The organism is Aminomonas paucivorans DSM 12260 (assembly GCF_000165795.1).
Taxonomy (GTDB): Bacteria; Synergistota; Synergistia; order Synergistales; family Synergistaceae; genus Aminomonas; species Aminomonas paucivorans.
This window is the reverse complement of record NZ_CM001022.1, coordinates 2,017,783-2,030,419: the sequence shown is the minus strand read 5'-3', so window position 1 is coordinate 2,030,419 and position 12,637 is coordinate 2,017,783. Positions and strand designations below refer to the sequence as shown.

General features: G+C 68.9%; 12 protein-coding genes. 8 read left to right on the top strand and 4 right to left on the bottom strand.

Annotation, left to right across the window (positions count from 1 at the left end; all coding sequences use genetic code 11):
- Nucleotides 1–19: 19 nt before the first annotated feature.
- Nucleotides 20–1,117 (top strand): RMD1 family protein, encoded by a 1,098-nt coding sequence (locus APAU_RS09635; protein ID WP_006301560.1) that lies wholly within the window; start codon nt 20–22, stop codon nt 1,115–1,117.
- 31 nt (nt 1,118–1,148) lie between these two features.
- The gene (locus APAU_RS09630; RefSeq protein WP_006301559.1) at nt 1,149–2,246 is read left to right on the top strand and encodes an acyltransferase family protein; all 1,098 of its coding nucleotides are present in this window, start codon (nt 1,149–1,151) and stop codon (nt 2,244–2,246) included.
- Here APAU_RS09630 and APAU_RS09625 read toward each other — a convergent pair.
- Nucleotides 2,243–3,532, bottom strand: a complete 1,290-nt coding sequence (locus APAU_RS09625) for a tetratricopeptide repeat protein (RefSeq protein WP_006301558.1) — start codon at nt 3,530–3,532, stop codon at nt 2,243–2,245. The genes APAU_RS09630 and APAU_RS09625 overlap by 4 nt on opposite strands.
- Nucleotides 3,533–3,689: 157 nt before the next feature.
- On the opposite strand from APAU_RS09625, the gene APAU_RS09620 reads away from it, so the two are divergent.
- A complete protein-coding gene (locus tag APAU_RS09620; RefSeq protein ID WP_006301557.1) occupies nt 3,690–4,157 on the top strand; it encodes a VOC family protein in 468 nt (155 codons plus the stop codon).
- Nucleotides 4,158–4,170: 13 nt separating this feature from the next.
- Here the strand turns inward: APAU_RS09620 and APAU_RS09615 are convergent, their stop codons facing one another.
- Genes APAU_RS09615 through APAU_RS09605 form a run of 3 tightly spaced genes read right to left on the bottom strand, consistent with a single transcriptional unit; the run spans nt 4,171 to nt 6,938 of the window.
- A complete protein-coding gene (locus tag APAU_RS09615) occupies nt 4,171–4,800 on the bottom strand; it encodes a GntR family transcriptional regulator (protein WP_006301556.1) in 630 nt (209 codons plus the stop codon).
- The gene (locus tag APAU_RS09610; RefSeq protein WP_006301555.1) at nt 4,797–5,930 is read right to left on the bottom strand and encodes an aminotransferase class I/II-fold pyridoxal phosphate-dependent enzyme; all 1,134 of its coding nucleotides are present in this window, start codon (nt 5,928–5,930) and stop codon (nt 4,797–4,799) included. Before APAU_RS09610 ends, APAU_RS09615 begins: the two co-directional genes overlap by 4 nt.
- A gap of 15 nt (nt 5,931–5,945) precedes the next feature.
- The gene (locus tag APAU_RS09605) at nt 5,946–6,938 is read right to left on the bottom strand and encodes an ornithine cyclodeaminase family protein (protein WP_006301554.1); all 993 of its coding nucleotides are present in this window, start codon (nt 6,936–6,938) and stop codon (nt 5,946–5,948) included.
- Nucleotides 6,939–7,103: 165 nt separating this feature from the next.
- On the opposite strand from APAU_RS09605, the gene APAU_RS09600 reads away from it, so the two are divergent.
- The 5 genes from APAU_RS09600 to APAU_RS09580 all read left to right on the top strand — a co-directional run bounded on the left by APAU_RS09600 (nt 7,104) and on the right by APAU_RS09580 (nt 12,618).
- The gene (locus tag APAU_RS09600; RefSeq protein ID WP_006301553.1) at nt 7,104–7,817 is read left to right on the top strand and encodes a GntR family transcriptional regulator; all 714 of its coding nucleotides are present in this window, start codon (nt 7,104–7,106) and stop codon (nt 7,815–7,817) included.
- Nucleotides 7,818–7,844: 27 nt separating this feature from the next.
- Nucleotides 7,845–9,059, top strand: coding sequence for an amidohydrolase family protein (locus APAU_RS14700; protein WP_006301552.1), 1,215 nt, complete (start codon nt 7,845–7,847; stop codon nt 9,057–9,059).
- Entirely contained in the window at nt 9,047–9,985 is a 939-nt protein-coding gene (locus APAU_RS09590; protein WP_006301551.1) for a dimethylarginine dimethylaminohydrolase family protein, read from the top strand. The genes APAU_RS14700 and APAU_RS09590 overlap by 13 nt, the downstream gene beginning before the upstream one ends.
- Before the next feature lie 61 nt (nt 9,986–10,046).
- Nucleotides 10,047–11,567 carry a Na+/H+ antiporter NhaC gene (nhaC, locus tag APAU_RS09585; RefSeq protein WP_006301550.1) on the top strand — a complete coding sequence of 507 codons (1,521 nt, stop codon included), beginning with the start codon at nt 10,047–10,049 and terminating at the stop codon, nt 11,565–11,567.
- 31 nt (nt 11,568–11,598) lie between these two features.
- Entirely contained in the window at nt 11,599–12,618 is a 1,020-nt protein-coding gene (locus APAU_RS09580) for a dimethylarginine dimethylaminohydrolase family protein (protein WP_006301549.1), read from the top strand.
- Nucleotides 12,619–12,637: the final 19 nt, after the last annotated feature.

The following is a 12,637-nucleotide window of genomic DNA, read 5'->3' as shown; positions in this document are numbered from 1 at the left end:
CGGAAGGGAGGCCTTCCCCTTGAGGGTTCTGGAAGGCGAGATCGTGCGGATGAAACTCTACGACGTGGCGGAGGAGATCCGTCTGGAAGCCCTGGCCCCCTCCATGTTCGAGGGGCGCCTTCCGGTGCGGCAGCCCCTGAGCCGCGCCCAGATCCAATCCATCGAACTGGTCCGGCCCCCCATGGTGGTGGAGCTGGGGGAGCGGGAGTCCTCCTTCGAGACGGGGCGGGAGCGGGTGCGCCTGGGGGCCCGGTTCTACGAGGTGGGGGTGGTGGCCCTGGTGGCCCACTTCCCCGTCCGGGATCTGCCCCAGGAAGATTTCATCGACCGAGCCCTGAAGCTGGACTACGACCCCCGGGTGGACGAGCTGCTGGACCGGGAGCTGCGGCAGATCCTGGGGGTCATGGGAGATGCGGTGGTGGGAGCCCACGACTTCGAGGGCTTCGAGGAGGAGTTCGCCTTCTACGTGCTCCGCAGGACCGACCGGCCCATTCGCCGGGAGAATCTGGAGGAGTTCCCGGAGCTGGTGGCCATGCTCCACGGGGAGTCCCGTTCCCTGAGCGGCCAGCAGACCGCCCTGCTCTGCGAGAACAGCCTCTCCTTCTTCGAGAACGACCTGGTGGTGCTGAACTACGACAACGCCCTGGTGGTGGACGACGCGGACCCCGTGGACATCCTGCTGCTGGTGGAGTACGCCGTGGCCCAGGTGCTGGAGGCCCGCTACTACGACGAGACCCTCAACGACAAGCTCCGGGCCCTCTACCGGGAGATGGACAAGAAGTCCACCGTCTGGGAGGTGCTCTTCACCAAGCGCTACCGGGAACTCACCCGACGGGCCATGAAGCTGATGTTGGAGACCCGGCTGGCCACGGACCACCTCACCTCCTCCGTGCGGGTCACCGAGGACGTGTACTACGCCCAGGTCTACAACCGGGCACTGCGGATCTTCCGCACCGGCCAGTGGCTCGCCAATGTGGAGGAGAAGCTCCGGGCCATGAAGGAGGCCTGCGACCTCATGGAGGGGGAGATCCACACCAGCCGCTCCACGGTGCTGGAGTGGATCGTCATCCTCCTCATCGCCCTTGAGGTGATCCCCCTGTTCCTGCACCTGAAATAGCGTCCCCCATCGTGAAGGGAGGCGAGGGGCCGTGGAGGAGCGCCTGGCGCATGGGGACCGTTTCCGCACCTGGACGGTCTACGGAGTGGTGGCGCTGCACGGGGCCATGACCTACATGGTCGGGGCCCCGGGGTGGTGGTATGTCCAGGATCCCGTGCGGTCTCCGGCCTTCACCCTGATGGTGCTGGCCCTGGACGTTTTCCTCATGCCGGGGATGTTCCTGGCGGCGGGGTACTTCGCCCCCCCCTCCCTGGCCAGGCGGGGAACGCGGGGGTTCCTGGGGGAGAAGGCCCTGCGGCTGGGGATCCCCTGGGTCTTGGGGAGCCTCCTCGTCGCCCCCTGGTTCGCCCGGGCCAGCCTGCTGGCGCTGGGGTACCCCGTGGGGCACTTGGGGGCCTTCTACCGGACCGTCTTCCTGGGCCCCGCGTACCAGCAGGCCCACTTCTGGTTCCTGGGGGTGCTGCTGGCCTTCTTCCTGCTCTTCCTCCCCCTGGGGAGGCGCCTCGGGGAGCGGACCCCCGAGCCCCGGCCGATCGGGCTGCCCCTGGCCTGCTGCGTCGTCGGTGCGGCCCTGTGGTTCGGCGCTCTGGGAACCCGCTATCCCCTGGACGTGTGGGTCCACCCGGCCTACGTGCTGGTCTTCCAGCCCCTCCGGGTGGGGGGATACTTCTTCCTCTTCCTGCTGGGGGCCCTGGCCTGGCGGAACCGCTGGCTCGAACGCCCCCCCTCCCCGGGCTGCCTGGCGGGACTGGGGGGAGCGGCGACCCTGCTTCTGCTCCTGTCGGTGGTCCTGCGGCTCCGTCTGCCCGAAGCGCCCCGAGGAGGGGGGCTGTGGCTGTACGCCCTGGCCCACGAGGGGGCGGCGGTGCTGGTCCCCCTGGCCCTGGCGGCGTTGTTGCGCCGGTTCGGCGACGCCCCGAGCGCCCGGGTCTCCGAGGCAGCCCGGGGGTCCTACGGCCTCTATTGGCTGCACCAGATGCTCCTCCTGCCCCTGGAGGCGCTGCTGGTCCCCCTGCCCTGGTCGCCCTGGGTCAAGTTCCTCCTGGCCGTGGGAGCCACCCTCTGGGTGGGGCAGCTCCTGTCGCTGCGGGTGCTTCGGCGTCTTCCCGGGCTGAGGAGGGTCTTCTAGGGCTTCAGCCCCAGCTCCCGGGCCACCCGCTCCCCCCGGGCCGGGTCCAGCCCCAGGAGGATTCTCAGGGCTTCCCGGGCCGCCTTGGGATTCCTCGAGGCCGCCAGGGCGCGGGCCAGCCCCTCCGCCAGGTTCGGGTTGCCCGGGGCGAGGGCCAGGCCTCGACGGAAGGCCTCCGCCGCCTCGCCGGGGACCTTCCGTTCCCCCAAGGCTCGGCCCAGGGCGGCGTAGCTTTCCCCGTCGGGGCGCAGGGTCAGGAGCCGCTGGAAGGCCGTCAGGGCTTCCCCGGTCTTACCCTGGGAGAGCCGGGTGTACCCCAGCCCCTTCAGGGGTTCCGGGTCGTCGGGGGATTTGCGGACCGCCTCCTCGAAGGCCTCCGCCGCCTCGGGGTATCGCCCCAGGGCCTGGAAGGCGTAGCCCAGGCTGGTCCAGGGACACTGCTCCGGGGCGACCCGGCGCACCGTCAGGAAGGCCTCCAGGGCTTCCTGGTGCAGCCCTGCGGCGCCAGCGGCGTAGCCCAGCTTGGCCGCCGCCTCCGGGTCCTCCGGGCGCAGAGCTCGGGCCTTGCGGAAGGCCTCCGCCGCCTCGGGGAAGCGCTTCTGCCCCATGCGGGCATAGCCCAGCCCCAGGAGAAGCGGGAAGGGTTCCTGTCCCCGGTCCAGCCCCGCCTGAAACGCCCCTTCCGCCTCGTCGAACCGCCCCAGGGTCCCCAGGGCGTAGCCCAGGCTCACGTAGTCTCCCCGGGCCGGGTCTGCTTCCAAGGCTGCCCGGAAGGCCGCCGCGGCCTCCTCAGTGCGCTTCGCCTCCCCGTAGGCGTAGGCCTTGCCCAGCAGGGCCTGGAGGTCCCGGGGGTCTCGGGCCAGGGACCGGTCGAACCAGGCGACGGCGTCGTCGGTACGCCCCAGGAGGCGGTACAGGTACCCCATCTGGTTGGGGTCGGCGCTGCCGGGTTGCAGACCCTCCCCTTTCAGGAAGGCCTCCACCGCCTCGGCGGGACGATTCGCCGCCGCCAGGGAGTAGCCCAGCCCCGTCCAGCCTCCCGGGTCCCGGGGTTCGTCGTACAGGTACAGACGGAAGGCCCGGGCTGCTTCGTCCCCCTTCCCCAGGGCCAACAGGGCGTATCCCAGGTTCTTGATGGTCCAGGATTCCCCGGGGTAGGCGGCCTGATAGTCCAGGGCCTTGCGGTAGTTCGCCTCGGGGGTGAGGGGGGCCGCCGCGACGGGAATCGGGGCAAGGAGGAGACTTCCCAGAAGGGTCGCGCAGAGCCACGAAAAACGTCGGGTCATGACGGATCACCGCCTCCTCGGAGAGAATGGGTCCATTATCCCCCTGATGAGGCAGCGCAGGAAGAGGATCAGGAGGGAGAGTTCCCTGCCCCTTCCCCTCCCCGCCGGTTCTTCCGTGGGGTAGGATGGGGGCACATCTGCGGTGGGGGGGAAGGACATGGGCGAAACACCTCGATACGGGGGCTCGGTGCTGCTGGTGGGGGATCTGGAAGCTTCTCGAAGGTTCTACGAGGGTCTTTTCGGCATGAAGGTCGTGACGGACTACGGGCCCTGCGTGGGGTTCGAGGGGGGGCTCTCCCTCTGGCTGCGGGAGGCCGCCCTGGCCCTCACCGGAGAAGGCCCGGTCCCTCGGGGAGGGCGGGACCTGGAGCTGTACTTCGAGACCCCGGAGCTGGACGCCTTCGCGGAGAGACTCCGGACGGCCGGGGTGCGGTGGGTGCAGGGGGTTCACGAGGCCCCCTGGGGACAGCGCTCCCTGCGGGTGGAGGACCCGGAGGGCAATCTGGTGGAGGTGGCGGAGCCCCTGGAAACCCTGGTGCGCCGTCTGGCCGAAGGGGGCATGGGGGCGGAGGCCATTGCCGAAAGGACCTCCATGGCCCTGGAGGACGTTCGCCGGATGCTGTAGGGTGGGGGCCCCCTCAGGGGGCCCCCAGCTCCTCCATCCCCAGACGCAGGTGGTCCCGCATCCGGGCCTCCGCCCCCTCCGGGTCTCCCCGACGGATCGCCTCCAGGATCCGCCGGTGTTCCTCTCGGGAGGCTCCCGTCTCCCCGGGAGGAGGAGGGTAGAAGAGGAGGAATACCTGGGCCTGGGCCAGGACGCCCCCCAGAACCCGGGGCAGTTCCCGGTTCCCCGAAGCCTTCGACAGGAGGAGATGGAAGGCCAGGGAGCGTCGGAAGGCCTCCAGGGGGTCCAGGGGGACCTCCTCCGGTTCCCCGAGGCACTGGTCCAGCCGGGCCAGGGCCACCGGGTCCCGGTATGCCGCCGCCTCCCGCACCGCCAGGACCTCCAGACACTCCCGGATGGCGAAGGTCTCCCGGATGCCCCGAGGGGTGGGGTCCACCAGGCGGGCACCCCCGCCGGGGATCAGCTCCGCGATCCCTTCTCCCGCCAGACGGCGCAGGGCCTCCCGCACGGGGGTGCGGCTGGTGCCCAGCCGGGCCGCCAGGGTCAGGGCGGGGAGGTTGTCCCCCGGCTCCAGCTCCTCCGTGAGGATCAGGCGGAGCAGGCCCTCGTAGGCCCGCTCCGCCGCCCCTTCCGTCTCCCTCACAGCCCCTCGGACTCCAGCTGCCGCAGGAAGGAGGACACCCGCCCAAGCCCCGTCTCCAGGTCGTCGGGGGCGAAGGCGTAGCCCACCCGAAGCCACCGGTCCCGGTCGAAGCAGGTTCCCGGCACCAGGAGGGTCCGGTCCCGGTCGTAGAGACGGCGGCAGAAGGTCTGGGAGTCCAGGTTGTGGTCGTAGTGCAGGAAGGCGGTGGTGCCCGCCCGGGGCTTCACCATGGAGACCCGGGGTTCCGAGTCCACCCAGCGTTCCAGGACCGACGCGCAGCGTCGAAGCAGCGCCAGGTTTCGCCCCAGGATGGCCCCCCGGTGCTCCAGAGCCAGGCATCCCAGCCGGTCGTCCAAGCGGCCGCAGCTGATGGTGGTGTAGTCCCGGTGGGAGAACAGGTCCCCGATGAAGGCCTCCGGCCCCACGACCCAGCCGATGCGCAGCCCCGCCAGGGAGAAGCATTTGGAAAGGCTTCCCGTGACCACCCCCCGCTCGTAGAGGTCCGCCACCGAGGGCACCCGGACCTTGGGATTGTGCACCAGGAAGCGGTACACCTCGTCGCAGAGGATCCAGGCTCCCGCATCCCGGGCGATCCGGACGATCCGCTCCAGCAGGGGACGTTCCATCAGGGCCCCCGTGGGGTTGTTGGGGTTGTTCAGGCAGATCAGCTTCGTGCGGGAAGTGACCAGGGCGGCCAGCTCCTCCGGGTCCGGCAGGAAACCCTGCTCCGGGCGCAGGGGCAGGGTGCGCAGCACCGCCCCGAAGGATTCCGGGATGCCCGTGAGCTGCTGGTAGGTGGGGTAGACCGCCACCACCTCGTCCCCCGGCTCCACCAGGGTGTACAGGGACAGGAAGTTGGCCGCGGACCCCCCATTGAGGATCATCACGTTCTCCCGTCCCTGGCGGTCGTGCAGCCCCGCCACCCGGTCCCGCAGCTCGTCGCTTCCCGGGATGTCCCCGTAGGAAAGCCGCAGGGCCAGGAGTTCCCGAAGGATCTCCTCCTTCCGCCCCGTGAGGTCCAGCAGCCCCTCCAGGGTGAGGGAGTCCACGCAGGTTTCCCCCAGGTTGGCGTCTGCCCCGACCTCGTAGGCGTTCATCCACTGCTCCACGCCGAAGGGTGCGATCTTCATGGGTCTCTCCTCCTCTTAAAGTTCTACCAGGGTGCCCACGCCCCGCTCCTCCGCCCTCTGGAGGGCCCGGTGGGCGCAGATCAGGTCCTGAAGGGCCATGCCGGTGCTGTCGAAGAGGGTGATCTCCTCCGGGGAGTTCCGCCCCGGGGCCAGTCCCTCCAGCACCTCTCCCATCTCCGCCACGTCCTCCCGCCGCACCAGCCCCGCGGAATAGGCGTGGTACAGCTCCCCGTGGTCCAGGGTCTGGGCCCGGGAGTCCGCCACCAGGCGGCAGCGCCTCACCAGCTCCGGTTCCAGCTCCTGCTTGGTGCGGGCGTCGGTGCCGATGGCGTTGATGTGGGTTCCCGGTCGGATCCACTCCGATTTCAGGTAGGCCTCCCGGGAGGGGGTGCAGGCCACCACCACCTGGGCCTGCTGCGCCGCCGCGCCCCGTTCTTCCCAGGGCACCGCCCGCACCGTCAGGTTCGGGTGGAGGTGTCCCATCTCCTCCGCGTAGGCTTGGGCGCCCGCCGCATCCGGGCTGGAGGCGTCCACGTGTTTCAGGGAGGGGAGGACCTCCGCCAGGCCCGCCAGCTGTGCCCGGCCCTGGGCCCCGGTGCCGCAGATCAGGGCCCGGGTCGCGTCGGGCCGGGCAAGCCGGGCCGCCCCCACCGCCCCGGCGGCCCCGGTGCGCAGGGAGGTGAGGCTCATGCCGTCCACGATCCCCAGGGGAAGCCCCGTGTCCGTGTCCGCCACCACCACCACCCCGGAGAGGGCGGGGAGCCCTCGGGCGGGGTTGCCCGCCGACCAGGCCACCATCTTCAGGCCGAAGATCCCCGCCCCGTCCAGGTAGCCCGACTTGATGTCCATGTCCCGGACCCCCGGGTCGAACTCGTGGAACACCGTGGGCCACAGCCCCGCCCGACCGGTGGAGTAGAGCCGGTAGATCCGCTCCACCCCCTCGACCACGTCCTTCATGACCAGAAGCTGTCCCACCTGCGCCGCGTTGAGGATGCGGATGCGGGCCATGGAATCCCTCCTTCGTGGTGAATTCAGTGGATTCACCTTAGCTCCTTCGGGGGGATTTGCCAACCTTGGGGAAAGGAAAAAGAAGTTGACAGAAGGCCGGGCCTGCGTAATGATTCAGGATACGAAACGGGATACCGAATGATTAAGAATTGGGGGGGGCGAGGGATGAGGGGCGACCAGAGCACTGCGGAAGAGCAAGCCTACGAGGGGGTCATCCGCCTGATCCTGGAGGGGCGCATCCCGCCGGGGTTTCCCTTGGTGGAGCAGCAGGTGGCGGAGGAACTGGGGCTGAGCCGTACCCCGGTGCGCAACGCCCTGCGCCGCCTGGCGGCGGAGGGGCTTCTGGAGAACCGGACCGGCCGGAGCTGTGTGCTTCCGGGGCTTTCCCGGAAGGACCTGGAGGATCTCTACCGGGTTCGTCTCATCGCGGAGCCCTGGGTGGCCTACGACGCGGCCCGACAGGCCGGGGAGGAGGAGCGGGAGGTCTTCGAAAACCTGATCCTCCGGGAGCGGGAGTGCTACTTCTCCGGGGACCCGAAGATCTACGAGGTGAACAAGGACCTCCACCTGGGGATCGCCCGACTCACGGGAAACCGGCACATGGAACACCAGGTGAAGCAGCTTTTCTGGCGTTGCGAACTCTACGTGCTGTTCTTCGACAACTTCTTCCGACGCGCGGGAAAGGTGGAGCTGCTCCGGGATCCGGACCGGTCGAAAAGCCACCGGGAGCATCGGGACCTGGTGCGGGCCATCTTCGAAAACCGTCCCAACGAGGCCAAGGAGATCATGGAGGACCACATCCACTCCACCGTGGCGATGCTGCTGCACAACTCCGAGTCCCTCCGGGCCTACGGGGGAGTGTCGCTTCTGGAGGAGTAGACGATCGATCATCGGGAGGTGGAAAGCATGAGGATCCTGCGCAACGCGAGGGTGGCCCCCGAGCCGGGGGGCACGGGGGAGTGGCGGACCGTGGACCTGCTGCTTGCGGGGGGACGGATCCAGGCCATGGAAAGGGGACTTCGGGTTTCGGGGTGCCCTGCGGAGGAGACGGACCTGGAGGGGCGGGTGACGGCCCCGGGACTGGTGGACGGGCACGTGCACTTCACCGGAGCCACCTGGGACGAGGGGTACACCAGCAAGACCCCGGAGATTTTCCTCTCCCACTTCCTTCGTGCGGGGATCACCACCGCTGTGGGGCTTCTGGGCATGGGCTACGGATGCGAGGACCTAAAGGCGCTGGCCTACAAGGTCCTCGCTCTCCGGGATGAGGGTTTGGGGGCCTACATGCACACGGGGAATTTTCGCTTCCCCGCCCCTTCCATCCTGGGAAGCCCCGGGGAGGACGTGGTGTTTCTGCCCTACGTGCTGGGCTGCAAGGTGGCCCTGACGGACCGGTTCTCCTCCCATCCCAGCCTGGAGGAATTCTGTCGCCTCTCCAGCGAGGTGTACGTGGCGGGGCTGCAGAGCGGCAAACCCGGGCTGATGCACCTCCACGTGGCGGAGTACGGGGATCCCTTCGCCTTCCTGGAGGAGGCGCACCGCCGCAGCGGAGTCCCCCTGGACCGCTCCCTCCCCACCCACTGCAACACCAACGCCGACCTTCTGGAGCAGGCCCGGGGGTATGCCCTCCGGGGGGGCAACGTGGACCTGAGCACCATCCTGGAACCCGATCGGGGCTGCCTGGTTTCCGTCAAGGCATCAAAGGCGGTGGAGCAGCTGGTGGCGGGGGGGGTGGCTCCGGAACGGATCACCCTGAGTTCCGACGGCAACGTGGGGCTGCCCCGGAGGGATGCGAAGGGAACCTATCTGGGGCTGTACCTGGAGCGGACGGATTCCCTTCTGGAAAACCTGCAGGCCTTGCTTCGGGGAGGGTTTCCCCCGGAGACGGCTTTCGCCCTGACGGGGGCCAACCCGGCCAAGCGCCTGGGCCTGTATCCCCGCAAGGGAGCCCTTCGGGCGGGGGCGGACGCGGATCTGGCGGTGTTCGGGGAGAACTGGGAACTGGAGCGGGTCTACCTGGCGGGGGAACCGGCGCTGGAAGAGGGACGCCCCTGCCGGTTCAGCTACTTCGAGAGGGACCTGAGGGACGACGGGAAGGGGGAAGGATCATGCAGCAGGTGACGGTACGGGGGGAGCGGTGGTACCCCAGCGAGCGGAACTTTGCGGAGAGCCTGGGGGACTACTGGGGCGACTGGTACTGCGACTCCGAGGCGGGGGTTCTGAAAGCGGTGCTCATGCGTCGGCCCGGGCCGGAGCTGGACGGGGTGACGGACCCTGCGGCGGTGCGCTTCAAGGCCCCCGTGGATCCGGAGACGGCCCGAAGGCAGCACGATGCGCTGGCGGACCTCTACCGGGCCCACGGGGTGACGGTGCACTACGTGGAGGGGTACCGCCCCGACCGGCCCAACGCCCTGTTCATGCGGGATCAGGTGCTCATGACTCCCGAGGGGGCCATCGTGTGCCGTCCCGCCATGGAGGCCCGGCGGGGGGAGGAGCGCTTCGCCGCTGAGGCCCTGGCCCGGCTGGGGGTGCCCATCCTGAAGACGGTCAACGGGGATGGGATCTTCGAGGGGGCCTGCCTCCTGTGGGTGGACCGCAGGACGGTGATCCTGGGGACGGGCTGCCGGGCAAACGAGGCGGGGGCACGGCAGGTGGAACGGGAACTCCGGGAGATCGGGGTGACGGATTTCCTGCGCTTCCCCATCCCCTTCGGGCACGCCCATCTGGACGGGCTGATGAACTTCCCGGACCGGAAGACAGTCATGGTCTTCCCCTGGCAGGTGCCCTACGAGGTCTGCCGCCCCCTCCTCGATCGAGGCTTTCGGATCCTGGAGAACCCCCACGTGGAGGAGGTGAAGCTCACCTTCGGGATCAACTTCGTGACCCTGCGTCCCGGAAAGGTGGTGCTTCCCTCGGGGAACCCCGGGACCCGGGCCCTCCTGGAGGAGGCGGGGGTGGAGTGCGTGGAGGCGGACCTCTCGGAGATCGTGAAGGCCTGGGGGGCCACCCACTGCCTCACCGCGTTCCTCAGGAGGGACCCGATCTAGGGACACCCCGAAGGAAAAGCGGGAAGGAACGGAACCGGAAGGACCGAAAGGAGGGTTTCCCATGACAGAGAGAACCGGACGGGCGCCCACGTTTCTGGAGGCGCTGATCGTGGTGGCTTTTTCCGTGACGGTGATTGGGGCGGGGGTGCTGCTGTGGAAGGTGGACGTCCACATCCCCGTGCTTCTGGCCACGGTCTTCGCCGCGGCGGTTGGCTACTTCGTGCTCCGTCGGCCCTGGGCGGTCATCGAGGAAGGCATCGTCGGAGGCATCACCATGGCCATGACGGCCATCCTGATCATGTACACCATCGGTCTCGTGGTGGGGTCCTGGATCCAGGGGGGCATCGTCCCGAGCATGATCTACTACGGTCTTTCGATCCTCTCCCCCCGGGTGTTCCTGGTGTCCACCCTGCTGATCTGCTCCATCGTCTCCCTGGCCACGGGATCCTCCTGGGGGACCTCGGGAACCGTGGGGATCGCCCTCATCGGCATTGCCGCGGGTCTGAAGATCCCCACCCCCCTGGCGGCGGGCATCATCATCTCCGGGGCCTACCTGGGGGACAAGATGTCTCCCCTGTCGGACACCACCAACCTGGCCCCCGCCGTGGCGGGAGCGGACCTGTTCCAGCACATCCGGGCCATGCTGTGGACCACCGGCCCGACCTACGTCATCGTCCTGATCCTGGCCCTGGCACTGGGGATGCGTTTCGCCGGAGGGACCCTGGAGGTGGAGCGCATCCAGGCCATCCAGGCGGTGATGGCCCGGGAGTTCCACGTGTCTCCCTGGGGACTGTTGCCCCCGGTGCTGGTCATCGCCCTGGTGGCCATGAAGATCCCCGCCCTGCCCGGCCTCATGGCCGGAGTTCTGGCGGGGAGCGCCATGGCGTTGCTCCAGGGGGTGGGGATCGCAGATATGCTGAACGTGCTGCAGAACGGCTATTCCCCCGCCCTGTCCGCCGCCCTGGCGGACGCCTCCGACACCGCCGCGGCCCTGAAGGTGCTGGGAGAGAACAACCTCTCCATCCGGCCGGACCTGGCCAAGGAGGTGGGAGGGATGCTCAAGGACCTCCTCGCCCGGGGAGGGCTGCAGGCCATGAATTGGACCGTCTCCCTGAGCTTCTGCGCCTTGGCCTTCGGCGGAGTCATGGAGAAGTGCGGTTTCCTGGATGTGATCCTGGAGAAGGTCCTGGCGAGGGTTCGCACCGTGGGCGGCCTGGTCACGGCGGTGATCCTCTCCAGCGTTTCCTGCAACATCCTTCTGGGGGACCAGTACCTGGCCATCGTGATCCCCGGGCGGATGTACAAGACCACCTTCGCCCAGAAGGGGCTGCACCCCCGGATGCTCTCCCGCTGCCTGGAGGACGCTGGCACCATCACCTCCGTGCTGGTGCCCTGGAACTCCTGCGGGGCCTACCACGCGGGGCTCTTCGGAGTGCCCACCCTGGAGTACCTGCCCTACGCGTTCCTGAACTGGATGAACCCCATCGTGTCGATCCTGACCGCCTACCTGGGCATCGGCATCGCCTGGCTGGGCAAGAGGGGAGAACCGATCCTGGGACGGCGGCGTCCCGACGAAGCCTGATGGGCACGTCCGAAGGAAAGGGAGGGGAAGCATGAAGCTGCGAGACAGCGCCCAATACTACCATCTGGTCCTCCGGAGGATCCCTTCCCGGGCCCTGCCGGCCTTCGAGGACGAGGACATGCAGGCCCGGGTCTGGGGCCGACGCTGGGGGGTCTACGACGACGTGGGGCCCCTGCGGACGGTGCTGCTCCACCGTCCGGGGGAGGAGATCCTGCGGATGACCTCGGACCGGTACGATCCGGAGCTGGACGCCCTCATCGACGACGAGGAACAGTGGTACTTCCGCTCCGATCGCGGGCCGGATCTGGGGGCCATGCAGAGGGAGCACGACGCCTTCGCGGAGGTCCTGCGGGGCTGCGGGACGGAGGTGGTCTATCTGGAAGGAGGTCCCCGGGACCCCAACGCCATGTTCGTCCGGGACAACGGGATCGTGGTCAAGGGTGGAGCCGTGGTGGGTCGCATGGGACCCGTGGGGAAACCCTATGGGACGGGACGGCGGGGGGAGGAGGCCTTCCTTTCCCGCAAGCTGGCGGAGCTGGGGATGCCCATCCTCCACACCGTCCACGGGGCGGGGCTGCTGGAGGGAGGGAGCTTCACCTTCCTCAACGAGCGCACCGCCGTGGTGGGCACCAGCTCCCGGCAGAACGCCGCGGGGGTGGACCAGCTCCGGTGCGTCCTGCGGCACCAGGATACGGAGCTTCTGGAGGTGCCCCTGGTGGGCTACAGCATGCACATCGACGGGGCCCTTCTGATGGTGGACCGGGACAAGGCCCTGGTGCAGGTGGAGCGGCTGCCCTTCTGGTTCCTGGAAAAACTGGCGGAGCTGGGCATCGAGGCGATTCCCGTGGATTTCCGGGACGACGGGGGAGCGGCCATCAACTGTCTGGCCGTGGCCCCGGGGAAGGTGATCCTGGACGCCTCGGCGGTCTGGACGGCGGAGCTGCTGACGAAGCGAGGCTGCACGGTGCTGACCACCCCTTACGAGGAGTGCCGCAAGCACGGCGGGGGGCTGCACTGCTCTTCCCTGCCCCTCCTGCGGGACCGGAGCTGAAGGGGAGGAACACCCCACG